This window comes from Bacillus sp. z14 (2026) (assembly GCF_058313575.1).
The window spans coordinates 778,128-798,708 of record NZ_JBZFQK010000001.1 but is presented as its reverse complement, the minus strand read 5'-3'; the positions used below and the strand labels follow the sequence as shown (position 1 = coordinate 798,708).

17 protein-coding genes are annotated in these 20,581 nt (G+C 34.6%); 9 read left to right on the top strand and 8 right to left on the bottom strand.

What is annotated here, in order from left to right; translation table 11 throughout:
• Positions 1 to 35 precede the first annotated feature (35 nt).
• The 3 genes from nhaC to AC4G3O_RS03700 are packed head-to-tail and all read left to right on the top strand — an operon-like array spanning position 36 to position 3,287.
• Entirely contained in the window at positions 36 to 1,469 is a 1,434-nt protein-coding gene (gene nhaC, locus AC4G3O_RS03710; protein ID WP_490558687.1) for a Na+/H+ antiporter NhaC, read from the top strand.
• Positions 1,470 to 1,481: 12 nt separating this feature from the next.
• Positions 1,482 to 2,588 (top strand): mandelate racemase/muconate lactonizing enzyme family protein, encoded by a 1,107-nt coding sequence (locus tag AC4G3O_RS03705; protein ID WP_491135850.1) that lies wholly within the window; start codon positions 1,482 to 1,484, stop codon positions 2,586 to 2,588.
• Between the two features lie 15 nt (positions 2,589 to 2,603).
• Positions 2,604 to 3,287 carry a GNAT family N-acetyltransferase gene (locus AC4G3O_RS03700; protein WP_491135849.1) on the top strand — a complete coding sequence of 228 codons (684 nt, stop codon included), beginning with the start codon at positions 2,604 to 2,606 and terminating at the stop codon, positions 3,285 to 3,287.
• Between the two features lie 434 nt (positions 3,288 to 3,721).
• Here AC4G3O_RS03700 and AC4G3O_RS03695 read toward each other — a convergent pair whose 3' ends face one another.
• Together AC4G3O_RS03695 and AC4G3O_RS03690 are read right to left on the bottom strand one after the other, a co-directional pair.
• Positions 3,722 to 4,207: a CDI toxin immunity protein gene (locus AC4G3O_RS03695; RefSeq protein ID WP_140461178.1), complete on the bottom strand. Its 486-nt coding sequence runs from the start codon at positions 4,205 to 4,207 to the stop codon at positions 3,722 to 3,724.
• 63 nt (positions 4,208 to 4,270) lie between these two features.
• Positions 4,271 to 5,299 carry an IS1595 family transposase gene (locus tag AC4G3O_RS03690; RefSeq protein WP_491135848.1) on the bottom strand — a complete coding sequence of 343 codons (1,029 nt, stop codon included), beginning with the start codon at positions 5,297 to 5,299 and terminating at the stop codon, positions 4,271 to 4,273.
• 347 nt (positions 5,300 to 5,646) lie between these two features.
• On the opposite strand from AC4G3O_RS03690, the gene AC4G3O_RS03685 reads away from it, so the two are divergent.
• Positions 5,647 to 6,171, top strand: a complete 525-nt coding sequence (locus AC4G3O_RS03685; protein ID WP_491135847.1) for a hypothetical protein — start codon at positions 5,647 to 5,649, stop codon at positions 6,169 to 6,171.
• A 171-nt stretch (positions 6,172 to 6,342) separates the two neighbouring features.
• On the opposite strand, the gene AC4G3O_RS03680 is transcribed toward AC4G3O_RS03685, so the two are convergent.
• Positions 6,343 to 7,668, bottom strand: coding sequence for an alpha-glucosidase/alpha-galactosidase (locus AC4G3O_RS03680; protein ID WP_491135846.1), 1,326 nt, complete (start codon positions 7,666 to 7,668; stop codon positions 6,343 to 6,345).
• A gap of 460 nt (positions 7,669 to 8,128) precedes the next feature.
• Here AC4G3O_RS03680 and AC4G3O_RS03675 point away from each other — a divergent pair, with 460 nt between their 5' ends.
• The 5 genes from AC4G3O_RS03675 (at position 8,129) to AC4G3O_RS03655 (ending at position 13,518) form a co-directional block, all read left to right on the top strand.
• Positions 8,129 to 8,323: a hypothetical protein gene (locus tag AC4G3O_RS03675; protein WP_491135845.1), complete on the top strand. Its 195-nt coding sequence runs from the start codon at positions 8,129 to 8,131 to the stop codon at positions 8,321 to 8,323.
• 472 nt (positions 8,324 to 8,795) lie between these two features.
• Entirely contained in the window at positions 8,796 to 10,880 is a 2,085-nt protein-coding gene (locus AC4G3O_RS03670; RefSeq protein WP_491135844.1) for a DEAD/DEAH box helicase family protein, read from the top strand.
• Between the two features lie 14 nt (positions 10,881 to 10,894).
• Positions 10,895 to 11,065 (top strand): hypothetical protein, encoded by a 171-nt coding sequence (locus tag AC4G3O_RS03665; RefSeq protein ID WP_491135843.1) that lies wholly within the window; start codon positions 10,895 to 10,897, stop codon positions 11,063 to 11,065.
• A gap of 1 nt (position 11,066) precedes the next feature.
• A complete protein-coding gene (locus AC4G3O_RS03660; protein ID WP_491135842.1) occupies positions 11,067 to 13,058 on the top strand; it encodes an AAA family ATPase in 1,992 nt (663 codons plus the stop codon).
• 1 nt (position 13,059) lies between these two features.
• Positions 13,060 to 13,518: a DNA phosphorothioation-associated protein 4 gene (locus tag AC4G3O_RS03655; protein WP_491135841.1), complete on the top strand. Its 459-nt coding sequence runs from the start codon at positions 13,060 to 13,062 to the stop codon at positions 13,516 to 13,518.
• Positions 13,519 to 13,595: 77 nt separating this feature from the next.
• On the opposite strand, the gene AC4G3O_RS03650 is transcribed toward AC4G3O_RS03655, so the two are convergent.
• The 5 genes from AC4G3O_RS03650 to dndC form a co-directional block, all read right to left on the bottom strand.
• Complete coding sequence (locus tag AC4G3O_RS03650; protein WP_491135840.1) at positions 13,596 to 15,275, bottom strand: ribbon-helix-helix domain-containing protein; 1,680 nt, start codon at positions 15,273 to 15,275, stop codon at positions 13,596 to 13,598.
• A 205-nt stretch (positions 15,276 to 15,480) separates the two neighbouring features.
• Positions 15,481 to 16,599: a cysteine desulfurase family protein gene (locus AC4G3O_RS03645; RefSeq protein WP_491135839.1), complete on the bottom strand. Its 1,119-nt coding sequence runs from the start codon at positions 16,597 to 16,599 to the stop codon at positions 15,481 to 15,483.
• Positions 16,600 to 16,607: 8 nt separating this feature from the next.
• Complete coding sequence (dndE, locus tag AC4G3O_RS03640; protein ID WP_491135838.1) at positions 16,608 to 16,979, bottom strand: DNA sulfur modification protein DndE; 372 nt, start codon at positions 16,977 to 16,979, stop codon at positions 16,608 to 16,610.
• A 4-nt stretch (positions 16,980 to 16,983) separates the two neighbouring features.
• Positions 16,984 to 18,966 (bottom strand): DNA sulfur modification protein DndD, encoded by a 1,983-nt coding sequence (gene dndD / locus AC4G3O_RS03635; protein ID WP_491135837.1) that lies wholly within the window; start codon positions 18,964 to 18,966, stop codon positions 16,984 to 16,986.
• 20 nt (positions 18,967 to 18,986) lie between these two features.
• Complete coding sequence (gene dndC / locus AC4G3O_RS03630) at positions 18,987 to 20,579, bottom strand: DNA phosphorothioation system sulfurtransferase DndC (RefSeq protein ID WP_491135836.1); 1,593 nt, start codon at positions 20,577 to 20,579, stop codon at positions 18,987 to 18,989.
• Between the last annotated feature and the right edge of the window lie 2 nt (positions 20,580 to 20,581).

Here is a 20,581-nt window from a genome sequence, read left to right as displayed (position 1 = left end):
TCATTACGGATTAAATTCAAACAGGGGGAGAACAGATGGAGAGAAAAATATCTTTTGGGCTGGCAATTATACCGTTAGTAGTGCTGATAGCAGTTATGGCTATTACAATTATTGTTTTTGAAGAGGGACCACATATCCCGTTGATTGTTGGTACAATCACGGCCGCACTTGTGGCATGGATGGCCGGCTACAAATGGGACGAGCTTGAAGAGGCCATGTACAATGGAATTCGTTTAGCACTACCGGCTGTAATCATCATTATGTTAATCGGTCTGGTAATTGGATCTTGGATTGGCAGTGGTGTGGTCGCTACTATGATTTATTATGGATTGAAGATCATCAGTCCGTCTCTTTTCCTGGTGTCGATTATGCTCATTTGCTGTATTGTTTCCGTTGCCATCGGTAGTTCCTGGTCAACTATGGGAACGATTGGCGTAGCTGGGATGGGGATTGGTTTAAGTATTGGGATACCGGCCCCGATGATTGCGGGAGCGATTATATCAGGTGCCTATTTTGGAGATAAAATGTCACCATTATCGGATACAACCAATTTAGCAGCCGGATTGACCGGCACGGATTTATTTGTACATATCCGCCACATGTTTTACACAACCATTCCAGGTCTAATCATTTCGTTAGGTGTATTTTGGTTCTTGGGGCGTGACTTCGGTAAAGGCAGTGTGAGTACAACAGATATTGAACAAACACTAGCTGTCTTGCAGGATGAGTTCCTTATTTCACCTTTCTTATTATTGATTCCACTTATCGTCATTATCTTAGTGGCCAAAAAAGTGCCAGCCATACCTGGGTTGGTGATTGGGGTTCTTTTGGGCTTCCTTGCTCAGGTATTCGTACAGGGTGATACATTTGCTAATGCTATCTCAGCCCTGCAAGCAGGGTATGTGATTGAAACCGGTAATTCCATGGTGGATGATCTCTTCAATGGCGGCGGTTTGGACAATATGATGTACACGGTATCTATGGCCATCGTGGCAATGACATTCGGAGGCATGCTCGAGCATACGGGAATGCTGAACGCAATCGTTTCACAAATTCTTAAATTGGCAAAAACGGCAAAAAGTCTCATTGTTTCTACGATATTATCTTGTTTTGCGACAAACGCAACCTGCTCCGAACAGTATATTTCCATAGTCATTCCGGCACGTATGTTTTCAAAAGCGTATCGTGATAAAGGACTCTCTTCCAGAAATCTATCCAGGGCGCTTGAGGATGGAGGGACACTAACCTCTGTTTTCATCCCATGGAATACATGTGGCGTCTTTATCTTCGGTACTCTTGGTGTAAGTGTATTTGAATATGCCCCATACGCGATTTTGAACTTTGCTGTGCCGATTATTGCGATTCTTTATGCGATAACAGGGTTTTCAATTGAAAAAATGAGTGATCAAGAAAGAGCAAAGATAGAAAAAGAACTTAAACAGCAAAAAGAGGATACAATTACAGTATAAGGGGACTTTCATATGATTAAAGCTATTTCACTATATGCCATTCGCCTGCCTCTTCGTGAACCATTCGTTGTCAGCTATCATACATATCACGATATGCCCTCCATTATTGTGAAAATGGAAAGTGATGACGGTTTTATTGGTTTTGGGGAAGCGGTTGCAGATGAACATGTAACAGGAGAGACATGGGAGAGTACGTATAGTCTTCTCAAGCATACATTAGCACCGCTTCTAATTGGTCAGAATCCAGGCGAATTCGAACGTATACATGAGCGAATGAATAAAACGGTATACGGAGCTCCTACAGCAAAGGCGGCTATTGATATTGCCTGTCATGACCTAGTGGCCAAGAAACTGGGGGTACCGGTTTATCAGCTGATCGGAGGACGTTATCATGATCGTTTTCCAATCACCCATGTACTAAGTATTCAGGAACCAGCTGCAATGGCAGAAGAAGCGGTGCGGAAGGTGTCTGAGGGATACCTTTCCTTTAAAATGAAAGTTGGCAAACAGGTAGGGCAGGATATGGAACGAATCCGAGCTGTTCGCAGGGCAGTTGGGAATGAAATCGCCATTCGTGTCGATGTTAATCAAGGCTGGAGGAATAGCTCCAATGTATTGAGGGCTCTCCCATATCTTGAAGAACTGCAAATAGACTGGCTCGAGCAACCAGTGCTGGCTGATGATCTTGAGGGCATGGCTGAATTAAAAAAGAAAGCACGCCTGCCATTAATGGTTGATGAAGGTCTAAAAGGTATAAAGGATATGAGAGAGGTTATCCAAAAGAAAGCGGCTGATAAAATCAATATAAAGCTTATGAAATGTGGAGGCATCCATCCAGCTGTGAAGCTTGCCGATCAAGCGGAAATGGCTGGAATCGAGTGTCAAATCGGGTCGATGGTCGAATCGTCCATCGGCTCGGCCGCTGGCTTTCATGTTGCTTTCTCCAAGAAAATCATCACATCCGTTGAGTTGACAGGACCTTTAAAATTCTCAAAGGATGTTGGGAATTTGCACTATGATGTCCCGTTCATTGAATTAAATAAAAAGAGTGGTCTTGGTATTGATATAAATGAAGATGTACTTACAGAATTGACCATTCACAGAGATGTTCTTCAATGAAAGGAGAGACTTTAGATGATTGATAAAGGCATGTTTCACGACGGGCAAGCTTATGTTGTTCGCCGCTTAACAGAGACCGATATTGCAACTGTGTTACGCTTGCAGGATAAAGTGGTACAGGATCTGGATGATAAAACGAGCCTTCAGCCTCTTTCAGAAGAGGAGTTCCGTTACATAACGAGTGGTAATGGTCTATTAATCGGCGTATTTGTTAAGGCAGAATTGATTTCATTCCGCGCTTTAGTTGTGCCAGATACGATGGAGGACCATTTGGGAATCGATGCAGGCCTGCCAGAGAGCGAGTTGGATTTTGTTATTTATCAAGACATTAGCAATGTGGATCCGGACTGGCGCGGATTGAGCCTGCAACGACGTATGGCAAAATGGATCATGGATGAACTGGCACGTAGCAAACATCCCTATAAATATGTATGTTCAACAGTTGCTCCGTTTAACATCCCAAGCCTAAAGGACAAGTTTGCTCAAGGAATGGAAATCGTTGCATTGAAGCCTAAATATGGAGGGAATTTACGTTATATCTTCTTTAAGGAACTCGAAAGCTCGAATAACCGAGAAGGAGAACCGGTATTATGCCAAATGGCTGATACGAAGGGACAGCAGAAGCTACTCACAGAGGGCTATCGTGGTCAAAAGCTAGTAGTAATTGATCAAGTATACTATGTGGAATTCCGGAAATGAAATCTAAATATTAGGGCTATCTCTCTGATTTTTTATTTGTATAAGAAATAAACACGTATTCTGGTATGAAACTTCATTCATATAATAAAGTTTCATAACCTGCCAGTTCCACCACCAGGAGTTTAATGAATTAAACTCTTTGATAGGTCAGTATCTAATCACTGAGCTTCTATTGTTTCATTTATTTTAATAGTGGTGCTCAAGTTTATTTTAGCGCTAAACGGGGCGCTTTGAATTTTGTTTTTTTGACTTCTAAGAAGGTTCGTAAACTCTTAAAAGAGTGAAGAACAGCGGGAAGATGGGGATACGATGGATTTCAGGATTCTTGTGCTTTTATACGAAAGGCTGTGTTAAATTTCAATGTTGATATTAGGTGAGATTAAAGGGAAGCCTTATCAATAAGGTTTCCCACCATCTGTTTATCACGAACGATTTTACAACCAACCCACAGATATTATGTCATCGTGGAAAAACTCAATCACATATTTTGATAAAGGGCAGTAAATCCACTGGTCTGGTCCCATACTCATAATCTCTTCAATATTGTCCAAAGCTGTCGTTAATGAAGTCTTGACCACAGGGTATTTGTATAATCCGACAATTATATAGACTGGTAACGTATTTTCCAAACTTTGTTGTGATAGGAAAAACGGTATATTTGAAATATCTTCGTTCGGGATAACTATTTTGTTACTCAACCTATCCCAATCAAGTCTTCCGTACCACGCAATCGGAAAGCATTCTGTCATTTCAGTTTCAACCTTATCACTTTCTTTTTCATCTAATATTTCCACTTTATCTTTATCAGGGAATAGTTCTAACATCTCCGTAATTCGTCGTTCGGTTTCTAATTTTTCCTCATTCTTTTTTCTTTCTCTCAGTATTTCTTCCAAACGCTTTTTTCTTTCTTCTCTTTTCATAAGTTAATTCTCCCTTTCAGATAGCTGTGCTAAATAAACAGGTTTTTCAAAATAGAGAAGAAACTAAGCTCTGAATTTTGATAAACGTAAACTATCATAAGTATCAGTCATTTCAAATACAAATGATGTGAGTAAGAACTCTTTAATGTTGTGTTTTGTGCTTTCGTTACTCCTGCTATCTACAAACAAGAACCACGCAAGGTAGTTATCTAAATACTTTGTAGCCACACCTTTAAATCGGTCTATCCATTGTTTCATACGAGAATGGAGACCATTTACATTTTGAATGTGATACAAGCCCTTGATAACGTGCTTACCATCGTTTGATTTAATTCTGTAATGTTCAATTCCTTTCTCTTTAGCATAGGTTTTGTAGGCTCTCCAAGCGTCTGTAACAAGTACATTATTCGGTGTCAGTTTAGAACCTATCATACTTTCTACCTTGGTTTTAACAACACGCCCCATACAAGCTACTTTTGATACAGTTGCTTTGGTGCGGTCTCTTGCGACAAGAACACAAACTTGTTCGTGGCTTATTCCTCTATGCTTAGATTTGCCACCTCGCTTACGAGGTTTTCGTTCTGTAATGCCACGTTGACCTTTTTGAGAGTATAGGAAATAGGTCCCGTCAACTTCGACAATACCTTCGAATTGCTCAAAATCCAATTGTTTTAATGCACTTAACAATTTGTGTCTCCAATAAAAAAGTGTAACCCAAGTAACCCCTACAATTTCGGCAGATTTTCGCAGGGAATAGCCTTTAAACATACAGTCAACAAACGTAATCCATTCATCACCTTTACGAGTACGATATAGAACAGTGTTTGTTGTATCAGTAAATGTTTTACTACAACACTTGCAACGATAGCGTTGACGACCATTGTGTTTTCCAAATCGAACAATATGTTCAGATGCACAATGAGGGCATTGAAATCCTTCTTTAAAACGAGTTTCTCGCATTTCATTGATTAGGCGACCATCAACAGAGGAAGAAGGTTCAACGTAGCGTTTTACCCATTGAAACACTCGTTCTTTTTCTGTATGTGACAAATTGCCGATATGTTTTAATAGATTACTGAACGCTTTGCTCAACCTTGCCGCCTCCCGAATGTTTGTTCTTATGGTAATTATACAAACTTTTCGGTAAGGTTTCAAATATCAACATTTACCTTTAACAGAGCCATACGAAAAAATATGTAAAGGCTTACAAAATTCGAGGAAATAAGTAATTGTTAAAAGCTAATGGATGTATTCAATATCGAATAAATGTTACAAAAAACCATACTAAAATAATAAGCTATCGTTCTGAATAAGCACTAGTTCAAAAAGATAGCTTTAAGATGAATGATTTGATGCCCAACATCTGCTTATAATTTGTGTGATTTTTCTTAATTACCTATAATTAGTTTGCGAGAACAACTAAGAATAGGGGACTGAATATGCGTACAATTAAAATTTATGATCGCAGTGATTTAATCGAAATTTCTTTTGATGATATTAAAAAGTATCATGGCTATGCAGCTTATATGGCGTTAGGGGTTGGGTTCCGTGTAGTGGAAGCAGCCTTTCAGGAGTTGTTTGGAGATGAAATTCCGAATCGGAATGATCTTTCCGTTCAATCGGGGCACGGAGGACCTGGATTCCGCGATGTGTTCGAGTTTATAACTCGTTGTAAAACGAGAGGGGTATATACAGTGGATGTGAATTATCCTGTTGCTCAATACGATCCATATCGCGCGACCAGCTATGCTTATATTTTCACAAGACAAAATGGGGAAGCAGTGGAAGTTTCATTAAAAGAAGACTTTTTACCGCCTATTTTCTATGACTATTTGAAAAAAGGTCGCGAGGATTCATTTACAGCGGAAGAATATGCTGCCAATGAAGCATTAAAAAAAGAATTAGGAAACCGTGCTTACGAAATGCTGATTGAAGAATTATTGAATGTAAAACGATTAAAATAAGTACATTCACATAGGGAATGTATTTCTTTATCACAGACATCATCTAGGTTTATTTTAACTGAGCGGTTCGCCTTTTTGAGAGTTTCTAAAGAGGGCGTAGTAGATTTAGAGGAGACAATACCAAAAGGAAGGATACATGGGTTCATGTATCCTTTTTTAGTCCTTATAATTCTATCCAATGGTGACTGATTTTTTATATTGTAAATGTCGCCCTTTGGTGAACTTCGGTAAATGCTGTTTATGTGCGTCCAGTAATTCGGACGTCATATCCCAAATTTCTTCTAATGACAGGACGGAGGAGGAGTGAGGATCTAACATAACAGCTTGATACACATAATCAATGTCACCTGTTAGAACGGCTTCTACAATCAGCTGCTGCACATTGATATTTGTCCTATTCATAGCGGCAAGCTGCGGAGGCAGATCACCAATATGGGTTGGCTGAATTCCGCGCTTATTGACCAGGCAAGGGACCTCAACACAGGCATTGTTAGGCAGATTCGTTATTAAATTGGTATTTAACACATTTCCCCATATTTCACGGTTAACACCTGTTTCCATGGAGTGTATAATCGGAGCCCCATATTCGTGACTTTCCTCTGTATTAAAGGGAATATTATTTTCGATTTTCTCTTTTGTTTCTTCAAAATGCTTTAAATTAGCTTCACTTCGTCGGATATATTCATCAATCGGAATCGAGAAATCATCAATAAGCGAATCTCTTTTTATGAAATAAGGTGTGTATTCGGAAAGATGTTCACTTGATTCTGTGATGAAGTAGTTCAGTCTATTCATCATTTCAAAGCGTACTTTATCCTTTTTATAAATGGCTGGATTTTTCATTGCCTCGAACAAAGCAGGGTACAGATCCTTTCCTTTATGCTTTAATTCCAGAAACCATGCCATATGATTAATTCCTGCAACCTTATATTCCAGTTCTTCTGCTGGAAGATTAAGATATCCAGCCAATTCTCCCGCGGTGTTTTGTACGCTGTGACAGAGACCTACTGTTTTAATGGAAGTTGCTTTTTCAATAGCAAGGATAAGCGTAGCCATTGGATTTGTATAGTTTAGTAATAAAGCATCCGGACAAACTTCCTCCATATCCCTGCAAATATCTAAAACAACTGGAATGGTCCGCAGTGCTCTAAATACTCCGCCTACTCCAAGTGTATCTGCGATGGTTTGTTTTAGGCCGTATTTTTTAGGAATTTCAAAATCAATTAAGGTGGATTCATGCATACCGACCTGTATGAGATTGATCACATAGCTGGCACCTTTTAATGCGTCCAGTCGGTTTTGATGAGCTTCTACTGTTGCAATGTTTCCATTTTGCTCTATTAAAGAAAGGGCCATTTTTTCTGCAGTTAGCAATCGATCTTCGTTTATGTCCATTAATGAGAAGGTTGTCCCTATTAATTCTGGATAACTGAGAATATCTGAAATAAGTCTTTTGGCAAAAACAACACTACCTGCACCGATTATTGTTACTTTCATTTGAAAATCCCTCCAGGTTTTTGATTATCCCTTGACTGAACCAGATGGAAGACCTTTGATGAACATATATTAACACTACGAGAAAGCGTTTACAATTTAATGTTTTAATTTTCGTAATACTCTATTGAGTAGTTTTTGTGTAAGGAAAAGGATTGGATTCTACATATGTATAAATCCTTTCTTCATCATGAATTTATTTTATAGGATGCAGTATGTGAGGAGATTTTAAATGAACTACACGTAATATCTATAGCTTTGTTAGATAAATTAAGTTTACGAGAAATCATATATAGACTACTACCTGTAAAATACTGATAAACTGGAGGACTCTAAGACTAAGCGGTAATAAAACATTAGATTTGAACTATTTATGAAGAAGAACGACTGATTAGTTTATCGGCCGTCTCTAGGAGGTAAATTATATTAATATATTTTATTCCACCTAAAGGAGGCGGTTACATTGGGGGCGTTTCTGGGTTGCAACTGCCAAGATTATGACTATAGTTTAAAACTTATAGTGGGAGTAGGAAGGGTTTATGAACCAAGTGCATTTATGGTTGTTGATAGAACTGACGAAGATAATATGTGGGTTCAATCCATTGCGAGTCTAAAGGTGCTAGATGAAGTTGAAGTGATTGTTAATCAAAAACACTGACAAGTTGATAATTATGGTTTTGCGATTTATTACTCTGAATCTTGTCATACACTCTGTTCCCGCTTTTATTTTGAATTGTACTATGAGGAGGGTGGACAGAGGAAAGTGTATGTTCCCAGGTACCTTAATAAGCATATGAAAGAGCTAATAATGGTTGATGAAGAGGATATTGCTCTTCTTATGTGAAAATGTAAGATCTCACTGATTCTTTCTAAAATTATCATAATATTCTATAATCTTAAGTAGTAAGATTGGTATATGAATTGATATTGAGAGAGTTATTAAAGTTAGATAAATGAAAATAGGAATATAGGAGTAACTATCAAAAAGAGATATTCTTGAGGCGATTGACCATCATAAATTTTTATGTATTATTCCCTTGTCTTCCACCTGTATAAAGAGAGTTTTGTTGAAGAAAGTGTCTCTAAAAGAAAGTAAAATTTATATTTTGACTTATATCTGAGGTGTAATTATGTTTCAAGACCTGAAAATTTCTGATTATTATGATTCGGTTGAAGATCCTAATATAGTTCGTGATTTTTATTTGCCAATTTTAGCAGAAACAAAGATATACAAACGCATAGCTGGTTATTTTTCTATTGAGTCCTTAATTTTAGCGACAAAAGGTGTTGTAAAATTAGTTGAAAATGGAGGGGTTTTCCAATTAATCATGTCGGTGCATATAGCGGATGATGAAGAAAAATTCGATAATAATGAACAAATAAAAGAAAAAATAATTGAAAAAGCGTTATTAAATGCATTGCATGCTCCTAAAGATGATTTTATGAAAGCTCGATTAAATACAATAGCGTTTTTAATAATTAACAAACAACTTGAAATTAAAATTATTTATCCTAAAAATAGTCTATTTAAAGGAATTCACTATGAAAAAATGGGGATTTGTGAGGATTTTAGTGGAAGGTTAATTAGTTTTGTTAATCAAATAAATGAGACTTCTGGTGAATATAAAGCTAACTTTGAAAGTATGGATATTTTTTGTTCTTGGAATATATATGAACAGCAGAGAATTAAAAGACGGTTAGATACATTTAATCAATTATGGAATAATGGAAACAGTATCTATTCAGTTATGGAAATACCGCAATCTATTCTTGATTATTTATTATCTTACAGGGATGAAAAAAAGGCATTGATAGAGCCTGAGGTGGAACTTTTATATTATCGTAGGGAAACAGATAGATTTTACCCAGCTATCCCTTCTTTTATAACTGTAAGAGAATATCAACAAGAGGCAATCCGTAATTGGTTTCGCAATAATTGCCAGGGATTATTAGAAATGGCAACTGGTACAGGAAAAACAATTACAGCATTAACAGCTACGGTTAAACTTTGGGAAGTAACAAATCGTTTAGCTGTTGTAATTGTCTGTCCATATATTCATTTGGTGGACCAGTGGGTCAAAGATCTTAAAGCTTTTAATATGTCCCCTATAATAGCTTACCAGTCTCGAACTTTATGGGAGGATGCTTTATTCAATGAAGTAAGTGCTTTTTCAACAGGAATAATTAATCATTTTTGTGTGATTACAACAGTCTCGACTTTTAGTACATCATCTATGCAAAGAATATTAAGTAAATTAACTAGTGATGTATTATTCATTGCTGATGAAGCACATCATTTAGGAGCTATGCATAATAGAAATAATTTAATTGATTCCTTTCCTTATCGTTTAGCCTTGTCGGCTACACCAAATCGTTGGCATGATGAAGAGGGGACAGAAGAATTGATAAAGTATTTTGGAAATTCCATTGTTTTCCAATATGGTTTGGATCAAGCAATCGGAGAATTTTTAACAGAGTATTATTATTATCCACACATCATCTATTTAGATGAAGACGAGTATGAGCTCTATCTTGAGGTGACAAAAAAAGTTACCAAAATGCTAGTTATAAGCGATTCTACAGAAATTACTGAATCAGTTCAGGGTTTGTTAATTGAACGTGCCAGAATTTTAGGAAGAGCTCGAAATAAATTAGTTTTATTGAAAGATTTGATGAAGAAACGAACAGACTCCAAATATAATATTGTTTATTGTGGGGATAGTACTGTAGATGGTAATAAACAAATAGATGCGGTCCTTAATATACTAGGGAATGAGTTAAATATGAACGTGCATACATTTACATCACGAGAAGATAAGGAGCAGAGACAAGAATTATTAAATAGATTTGAAAGTGGTAGTTTACAGGCTTTAGTAGCTATTAAATGTTTAGATGAGGGAGTAGATGTACCGGCTACTCAAACGGCATACATTTTAGCAAGTTCAACTAATCCAAGAGAATTTATTCAACGTAGAGGAAGGGTGTTAAGAAAGCATAAGAATAAACAGTATTCATATATCCACGATTTCTTGGTTCTACCACGGAAGTTGGATGAACTGGAGTTTATAGAGCCAAGTATTTTTAATATGGAAAGGAAATTGATTCGTAGAGAGTTATTAAGATTTTCGGAATTTGCGGAATTAGCGATCAATGGGCCGCTTGCCCATGAGAAAATAGATGATATTAAAAAAGCTTATAATTTATTGGATATGTAAAGGAGGAACAAAATATGAGCATAATAGGTGAAATGAATAAAATACTTTCTGAAATGCCAGAGGGATACAGCTATATTTTAAAAGAGATTTTAGAAGCAGAAAAGGAAATATTACATCGGAAAAATCTCCAAGGTACAAACATAGTAAATACTATTATTGATATAGTGAAGGAACGGGTGAAGTAAAATGTTATTAGAGAAAATCACATTAAAGAATTTTCGCCAATTTTATAAAGAGCAAACAATTGAATTTGCAAAATCCACTAGCAGAAATATTACTGTTATTCATGGAGAAAATGGTTCTGGTAAGACAGCTTTATTAAATGCTTTTAGTTGGTGTTTTTATGGAAAAATGGATTTGCCAAATTCCAAAGAAATAATAAATGAACAGGCAATTAATTCGGCTGATTTTAACCAGGACATAGAATGTTATGTACTTATAACATTTAGTGACCATGGAATAAAGTATTCACTTAAAAGGAAAATAGAAGCCCGTAAAGATAATAAGGGAAATGTTGTGTATGGTAATGCAGAAGCTGAATTAGAATTTAAAAAAGATGGGAATTCAGAAATCATTCTAAATCCAACAGATGAGATTAATCGTATTTTACCAGAAAATTTAAGAACATATTTCTTTTTTGATGGCGAAAGAATTGATAATCTTTCAAAAGAAAATAATACTGGAGAAATAAAGCAAGCCATCAAAAATATAATGGGTCTTGAAATTTTAGAGCGTTCTATCAAGCATACTAGGGATGCTAGTACTAGGTTTAGGAGTGAAATTAAGACATATGGCGATCCACAAACCATTGATTTAATTGAGGAAATAGAAAGATTAGAGGGGCATATGGAAGAGCTTAAAATGAAAAAGAAGGAGCTTGTTCAAAATAGGGAAGCTACTAAAAGACAGATGAAAGAAGTGGAAGATAAATTAAAATTTATTGAGGGATCACAAAAGCTTCAGCAAGAAAAAGAGAAAAAAGAAGATGAATTAACTCAAGTTGTAATAGAACTGGATAAAACTAAAAAGAATCTTTTGGAATTTGTTAGTAAGAATGGATATTTGGCTTTTTCTTATCCTTCAATCAATCAATCGGAAAGCATCTTGTCTCAAAAAGCAAGTGAAGGTTTTGGAATTTCAGGTATTCGCTCATCTTCTTTTATAGATGATTTGGTAGAGAGAGGAATTTGCATCTGTGGGACAGAGATAAAAGAAGGTTCCATTCATTATGATCATCTAATGAAATTTAAAGAAGTGCTCCCACCACAAAATTTAGACAGTGCGATTATAATGTTTAAGTCAGGAATAAAAAATGTCAAAGATGATCGTCATAATTTTTTTGAACATTTAAAAGAATTAAAGAGGTCTGAAAATAAATTGCAAAACCAAGAGAGAAAGATTAAAGAAGAAATTAAAGAAATTAAGACTCAACTTAGCGAAACGGATTCCGAAGAGATCACAAGTTTGATGTTTAAAATTGATAAACTTGATGGTACTAAGACAAAAATAGATAGGGATATTGGTAGGATAGAGTTTGAAAGTAAGCAAATAGAAGATCAATTGAAAGAAAAAGATAAAGAGCAAAAGAAAGTAAGTAGTTTAGCAGAAAAGGCCCAACTTGCTCAAAAAAGAGTGGACGCTTGTCAGACTTTAATTGAAACAATGAACTCAATTTATAAAACAAGAGAAAAAATGGTTAAAGAACAATTGCAGGATCGTATAACCACTGTTTACAGACAATTTTTAAGAAAAGGCTATAAAGTTCAACTTACAAATGAATACGAATTAAATGTATTAAATCAAAATAATAATAAGGTTGGTATGTCGCAAGGTGAACGTCAAATTACCAGCTTATCTTTTATAGGAGCTATTGTAGATTTGGCGAGAGAACAGTTTAATAAAGAGTCAAATAATAGTTTTGAAGAAGGGGGCATATATCCACTTGTAATGGATTCTCCATTCGGTGCGCTAGATTCCGATCATCGAGACCGAATTGCCAAGGGGATTCATAAATTATCTGAACAAGTCGTAGTTATTGTATCCACATCCCAATGGAGAGGTGAAGTAGAGCAACAAATGAGAGAATTAATCGGTAAAGAATATAGGTTAGAGTATAATGATCCAAGAATTCAAAAGGATCAACCCTACGAATTTACAGAAGTAGTTGAGGTGAATTAACATGTATAGGAGAATAAGAAGACCTAAAGATCAAGAAGAGTATTACATGAACTTAACGAATAAAAGTGAGTTTGGTATTTTCACAACATATAAAGATGTTTTTATGGCTGCTGGTATGGTGGGGTTTATGGAAAAAAAAAGAAGAGAATTTACACAAACTTTAGAAGGTATTCAATGGAATGTTTTTAATATGGAAACGGATGAGGTTGTTATTAATGCTGTTGCACTTAGTGAATCAAATAGTTTAAAGCTGTTAAACACTGACGAAAAAAGTTTTGATGAAAAGATGCGAATTTTTGAAGAATACGCAGCAGGCGGCTTAGATATTTTATATAAACGGGTTATGGAAGATCCTAAAATTGCATTACTTACTTATATAGATTTTATAATGTCATTGGAAGCAGAAACAACAGCCCAACAGCGAAATTTAAAGGATATAGCTGATATCTTAACATTTTAAAAGAAGTGGAACTGAAATGGCCCCAAAAGTTAAATTCAAACTCTAACTTTTGGGGTACAGTACTCCTGCTTCTTTTTCTAATTGCTAAAATAGATTTTTAGTGCTTTTTCAATCAAAGAAGAGCGACTAGTTCCAGTTATTTCTGCCTTATGATGTAATTGATCAAGTACAGTAGCTGGTAGATAAATAGATATTTTAATTGGGTCTTCGTTAATATGGCTTCGTTCTTCTTTTTGTTGATTCCAATGTGAAAGTAATTCTTTTAAATCATTAATATCTTGTCCGTTAAATGGAAAATTTGGAGACAACGGTTCAATGTTCTCTGAATCAGGTATGTTTTGGGAAGAGAAGCTGGTATTATTTGTATGCGATTGATCGTCAATAATTTTTTCTTGCTGTATTTCTTTTGCATAGGTATAGCCTTTTTTTATTAATTCTTTTTCTAATTGGATGGTGTCAATTTTTTTTTGTTCTAATTCAGTAAATGTGACCATTCCTTCATATAAATTCTCAGCAATTTGAGTTAATAATTCGGAATAATTTTTGTTTGTCCAAGTATTTAAAATTGAGTAATACTGATAATTATGGTTTTTAAGTAAATTTTTTATAGTGATATCAGAAGAATTATATTCTTTTGCTAATTTTTTTAAGGATATATTTTGTTTAATTATTAATGAAAAAGAATTAAGTTTCTCTACAATTTGAGGGAGATCTTTAACACTAATATCTTTTTCCCACTTTCTGCTTAAAGCATGGTAAGAGTACTTATGTTGTTTCAAATATTTCTTTAAACCAAGAAGATCTTCATTGATAGAAATTGAAGTAGGGTTATATTTATATACTAATGCTCCTAGATTAAGTCCATTATTATTTAATTGATCTATTAAATTCTCACACATTTGATCATTAGTTTTTCTTGTCCAATAATTAATGAAGGGTATGCAATGGAATCCGTTTTTTATTAATTCTTGCTTAATAATATCCATTTTGTAGTTATATTTTTTTTCGATATCTTCTGAAGTGGAGCCACTGTTTAACAAGAAAACAATTGTAAGTAATTCCTCATTATTTATAGTTGGATATTTATTGCTGGCATGTTTCTCTTCGGGAATCGTGGTAGGAGTAGTCCATGTTTTAGTTTGTTGATTGAATATAAAACCGTATTTACTAAATAGCTTTTCGACATTTTCAACAAAAAATAGACGTTCTTTTTTATTATGGAAAAATTCTGCGGATATATCGTATAAAGAAGTGTTTTGACCGATCATTTTTGCTAAGTATTGACTAAGCTCTTTTTGATCTTTCTTATACCAGCCCCCCATAAAAGAGTAATAGTAATAGCCTTTTATACTTAACATATTTTTTAAATCAGTAGATGACAATTCATATTGCTTACAAATTGATTCCATCGGAACATGGTCATTTAATAAGTCAACAATTATATCTATACTTAATTTTGTATTTTTGTTATCTTGTTTTTCAATATTATTTAAGTTTATAGTTTGATTACTAATGTTAGATTTTAGATGTGGTATATTTGGCTTTTCTTGTTCGTCTTCCCTATCATTATAATTTAGGTCAGATGAATATCCGTATATTTTTAATAGTTCTTGTACTTTTGAGGGATCCAATTCATATTGCTTAGCAATTTTGGTTATTGAATTTCCGCGCTGCAATAAGGTTGTAAATTCTGAGGCAAGTTGTTCATCAGTCTTATTTTCTTTAATGTACTGGTTTAACATATTAATAATATCCATTTTTTTCACCCTTTGTTAATCGTCTAAGGAAAATAATACAATAAATAATGTTCATTAATCTATATATTTCTAGATAAATTAAAATATTTTAAAAATTAAAGCGGAATTTCTTATTTAAACAAAAGAAGAGAACAAACGCATGAAAAAATTTATATTTTCATGTGCTAGTTCTCTTAAATAGTAGATTGCGCGTAAAGGAATTTGCTTACAATTCCTTAAACACATCCAAATCCTCTTTTTCAATGTAAGATGACATAGAAAACCGAATTGTTGAACGTATATCATCAATGGATAGCCCGATTGCCGCCAATACATGAGAAGGTTTGCTTGAGCTACAAGCAGAGCCAGTTGATGCAGCTATGAATGGAGCGAGACTTTTCACGAGTAATTCATTATTAATCCCTTTGAAAAGAACACTGATTACACCTGGTATTTTATTTGAATGATCACTGTTAAAAGAAATTTGTTCATTGAACTTTTCTTTAAGAATCCTAGTTAAATAGTCTTCTAACTCTATCAGCTTTTTAATTTGATCAGTAAGGTTTGATTGTGCAATTTCAGCAGCTTTTCCCATTCCTACAATATTATGAACGGCTAAAGTTCCACTTCGGATTCCTTGTTCTTGACCACCGCCATGAAGGAGTGGAGTTATTTGGGTTAAGATATCGTATTGATCCTTCTTGATAAAGCTGGCTCCGACCCCTTTAGGACCGTGAAATTTATGTGCAGAACAAGATAAGAAGGTGATACCTGGGTAATCAGATAAATCAATGTTTACTTTACTGATTACTTGGGTGGCATCGGTGTGTAGAAAAACTTCTTTTTCTGAACATAGCTTTGAAATAGATTCCATGTCATTTAAAGAACCTAACTCGTTGTTACCCCATAAAATAGTTACTAATATAGTACGGTCTTTAATGGATTTGGCAAGTTCGTTTACGTCTATTCTTCCAAACCGGTCAACATTTAAATATGTTACTTCATAACCCTTGCTTTCTAAATATTTACATGTTTCCAATACGGATGGATGTTCAGCACAAGATGTAATAATATGATTGCCTCTATTCGAGTAATAATCAGCAACACCTTTAATAATCATATTATTACTTTCCGTCGATCCACTGGTAAAGATGAGTTCAGAAGAATCACAGCCAAGTAAAGAGGCAAGAGATTCTCTTGCTTCTTTAACGGCTTTTTTTGCATTTTCTGCTGCGTCATAATATTTACTTGAAGGGTTCCCGAATTCCTCCATTAAGTATGGAAGCATCGCATCCTTTACTTCAGGGTGAATGGGAGTAGTTGCACTGTTATCTAAATAAAGCATCGTATCACCTAGTTTTCCATTTTAATTAGGTTTTGTAGTAGCTTTTCATAATTGCCAGCATGTTTGTATTCATTCTCTAATAATGTAATGCCACGTTCTAAATGAGCATTAAATAGGTCTGGAAAGTATTCTTCATCCGAAACATTACGCTTAGCATGTTGACGGATAAGGGCTTTATATACATAATCATTTTCTCCAGTCATAGCATTACGATGGATATCCACGCCGGATTTGTTTTCTACTAATTCAGGCATAGATGGATCCTGTAGTGAAAGGGAGACTGCAATTCTGGATAGAATATTCCATGTTAATCCGGTTGTTGATTGAAGATATACAAGCTTTTCCCCAGTATCTTTTGATGTCTTTAATCGGAAATTCATAAGTTTAGTTCAACTCCATCTGTTTAAAGGCAAAATATTGATTATAGATTTGTGTTTCTTTTCTTTCAACATTAAAGTCTAACATGTATTCTTTTGCTACATGATTCTGTAATAATCGATAGTGATGTTCATCAATTTCCGTATCTGTTGAAAGGATAATTGCTTGTCTTCCGCAATTCGGAATAAATTCTTTAAGTACCGCTGCTTTATGGGTCTTGTCTAATCTTCCAAGCAAGGTATCAAAGATAAATGGCACTTTCCTTCCAGAACATTTAAAGATTGCCCAAATAAGCGAGATTAATAATATTTCTTTTTCACCTGCAGACAAAGTAGCCTTTTCAATATAATCTTTATGTGCATCTACTAAATGCACCTCATATGATTCATGGTCAATCTTAATAGAAGAGACATAATTATGCTTTCTGAAAATACGTTTTAACATGTTTGAAGCTTCAAATTGAACTTGTAAGAGCTTTTTCTTTAACTGTATTTCGCGAAAACGTCTGCTTAATGTAATGATTTTTTGTGATTCCAAGAAGGAGCTAACTGTTTTATCACGATCTTTAAGAGTCTTTTGAATCTTGTCGATGTCATTCATAGTTGAAGTTAAACTTGATTTCCATTCTTCCAACAAATTCTCTTGTACAATTAATTCTTCTTGCAATTTGCTAATCTTTCTTTGGATACTTTCCATTCGTTCTATCATTTCACTAAATTCATTGGTTGAATCATTCACTTTTAATTTTTCTCTTAATTTTTGGAGTTCATGCAGTTTCATTTTATTCTCTTCGATAAGAGTTAAGCAATCTTGATTAGCTGAACTGGATGTTTTAAGGTACATATTTTCTACCAGACTGCTCTCGGAAAAAGAAGCGCCGTGTATTTGTTCAACTTCTTCAGATGGCTTCATTAATTGCAGTAGTTGATTCTTTAATTCAGTACTAGTATCTTCATCAAATGAACCAGGAAGAGATTGAAGAATATGATCTAGCCTATCTTTTGATAATTTAGTATTCAACTGCTTGTATAGTTGCAATGCTTCTTCATTCTGAATTTGACTTCGTGTTTCTTGTAACAAATTCGCAGCTAAATATATAGGAAGAAGTGTGGATACAAACTCTCTGATTTTTTCCTGATTTTGTTTTCTTTCATTTTCAATGCTGTTCATTTGTTTAATTATGTTTTCACGTTCTGTCTTAACAAGACCACCATATTTTTCAAAATCATCTTTTAAACGTTGATACTCATCTTGCAGTTCATTTTTACGGTTTTTTAATTCGTCAATCTTTCCTAGTGCAGAGATAATATTTGCTCTTAGACTCTTTTCACGATTGTTAAGATCATATAATTCTTGTTCTGCAGACTCCATCTTTTGAACATCTAGCGTCTGGTTAGCGTAATTTTCTAAATCGGATTCTAATGTTTCAAATAAATCTAAGTTAAATACAACTCTTGATAAATTTTTTAAGTACTCAGATAGGAGGTTTTTGCTGACGATTTGAGCAATTTCTTCACCATCGAATAGACATAAGTCTAAAAGCTGGGGTGGCATAACCTCTTTTAATTTGGATTGAAATAGATCTTTTTCATATTCAGACTGCATTTTGCCGTTAGCAATTAGAGAATAAGTTTCTTTTAGGCTTTTATTGGAGTACTTCCAATTACGGATAACACTGTATTCAATTTTTTCGAAACCATCAATCAGTGAAAACTCTATTTTTATACTAAAATTATTCTCATTAATTTTCTTTGCAGTATGATTAAGAAGACTATCGACCCTTTTATAGTAATCTGCATTTTCTGTTTTAAATCCGTAGCTATATGCTCCAAATAAACCAAGTTTGATGGCATTCAGAAGTGTTGTTTTACCGGCACCATTTTCTCCGCCTATTAAGATTACATTCTTATCTTGAGTAGGACGGAAATCAAATGACTGAATACCTCTGTATGCCCCTATATTGGTTAATTGAATTTCATTAATAATCATTACTAACCCTCATTTTCTGCTTATAAATGTAAGTAGTCTTGTTTTAATACTTTGCCTATCTCATCTGTTAAACCTCTTCTAAATTTGTAACCTGAGTAATCTTTTTCAATAGATACTAACTTTTTAATAACTTTAATATCTACTTTAAATTGATCACATAATAAATCTAGATCTGATATTTGTTCTTGATCAAATAATGGTCTGTCATCTATTTCCCAATCTAAAGAATACCCCATAATATCTTCGAATATTGCAGGAACTGCATCATCCCATTCGCCATTTTTAAACCAAATTTTACGAATAGCTTTTAATTCTTCTTCTCTAATAAGTTCATAATGTTGGTCGAAAGGATGTTTAATATCGCGTTGTAATTCCAATAATTTAGTTAGAATTTCTTTTCTTGCTTCCATAGTATAAGAGCCAAGGCCTAATTGCGCATATTTGGTTATAATTTGGCCATCCAATGTTTCTTCCGTATATTCGACTAATATACGATGGTCTTCAGGTGAACTTAAATCAATATTATGTTCTGTAATGTAACTCTTAATTGTATCTTTTGTAAGAATAGTATATTCATCAAATGGAATTACTTGTTTGGCTCTGCTAGCTTTTTTGGCAATAATAACATAGGTTTTATTATCGATCTCTTCTATTTTTACATCTCTATAATAAATTTGTCCGTTCATTCTGTATTTCATCCGTTTTGTTCGATCATCCCGTATAGAAGCCAACCAGTTGCGGAAATCTAATAATGGTTTCATCCAATCATGTCCACTTTGAATAAACCCTGTTATAGCTTTATCTTGATTCACAACAGTACAAACCCAGCATCCGAAACGGCTGTTCCCACATGAACCAGCACTTTCTTTAATGTTTTTGTCTATAACTAATGGACATTCACCGCTGTTTGAATCTTGATAAAGACGATGTAATTCATGATTATCATCTCCCCAAGGCGAAGGATAATTCAATAAGTAATTCCAAACATCATCCAACGTGAATGAACGTATTGGAGCATATACATAAGCATTAGCTAACGTTGAATGCCGCATGAAAGTTTTTCCTTCAACGGTATGAGAACGAATAGAATTACCACGACTAGCACTTTCATCTTCACGGACGCCAAGAACCATAATTACTTCCCCAAAAGAAGATACTTTATCCATAACGAATTGATTAGCTGGTTCAATCTTTAAACGATCGGTACACCATCTGAACTGTTGGTTAGGTGATGGATAGCCTTTTCCAATTAAATTCACCCAGAAAGACTGTTCAGCACTTGGTTTCACTTTATGTGTCTCGAAGGGGAGATTTCTTTTTAATGCTTCATCTTGAATACGACGTAATGTTTGGTTAATCGAGTTAATTATTAGTGGTGTTTCAACTAGTGTATCTGAAGAAATGACATATACTTTTTTATGGAGCTCTTCTTTAGGCATTTCACTTAATGCTTCGAATACAAGTTGTACAACCACAGTGGAATCTTTACCACCACTATAACCAACCACCCATGGTCGGTTGTCTTCTTTATATGCTATTTTAATTTTTTCTTTTATTTCATCTACTAAAGGGGCTTGCTTCGATAATAGATTACTGATAATTCCTTTATTCAAAA

Coding starts and splice junctions, on each gene's coding strand:
- AC4G3O_RS03670 (WP_491135844.1), top strand. CDS start 8,796: ATGTTTCAAGACCTGAAAATTTCTGATTATTATGATTCGGTTGAAGAT.
- AC4G3O_RS03650 (WP_491135840.1), bottom strand. CDS start 15,275: ATGGATATTATTAATATGTTAAACCAGTACATTAAAGAAAATAAGACT.
- AC4G3O_RS03700 (WP_491135849.1), top strand. CDS start 2,604: ATGATTGATAAAGGCATGTTTCACGACGGGCAAGCTTATGTTGTTCGC.
- AC4G3O_RS03680 (WP_491135846.1), bottom strand. CDS start 7,668: ATGAAAGTAACAATAATCGGTGCAGGTAGTGTTGTTTTTGCCAAAAGA.
- AC4G3O_RS03665 (WP_491135843.1), top strand. CDS start 10,895: ATGAGCATAATAGGTGAAATGAATAAAATACTTTCTGAAATGCCAGAG.
- AC4G3O_RS03705 (WP_491135850.1), top strand. CDS start 1,482: ATGATTAAAGCTATTTCACTATATGCCATTCGCCTGCCTCTTCGTGAA.
- dndD (WP_491135837.1), bottom strand. CDS start 18,966: ATGATTATTAATGAAATTCAATTAACCAATATAGGGGCATACAGAGGT.
- AC4G3O_RS03655 (WP_491135841.1), top strand. CDS start 13,060: ATGTATAGGAGAATAAGAAGACCTAAAGATCAAGAAGAGTATTACATG.
- AC4G3O_RS03660 (WP_491135842.1), top strand. CDS start 11,067: ATGTTATTAGAGAAAATCACATTAAAGAATTTTCGCCAATTTTATAAA.
- AC4G3O_RS03685 (WP_491135847.1), top strand. CDS start 5,647: ATGCGTACAATTAAAATTTATGATCGCAGTGATTTAATCGAAATTTCT.
- dndE (WP_491135838.1), bottom strand. CDS start 16,979: ATGAATTTCCGATTAAAGACATCAAAAGATACTGGGGAAAAGCTTGTA.
- AC4G3O_RS03645 (WP_491135839.1), bottom strand. CDS start 16,599: ATGCTTTATTTAGATAACAGTGCAACTACTCCCATTCACCCTGAAGTA.
- nhaC (WP_490558687.1), top strand. CDS start 36: ATGGAGAGAAAAATATCTTTTGGGCTGGCAATTATACCGTTAGTAGTG.
- AC4G3O_RS03695 (WP_140461178.1), bottom strand. CDS start 4,207: ATGAAAAGAGAAGAAAGAAAAAAGCGTTTGGAAGAAATACTGAGAGAA.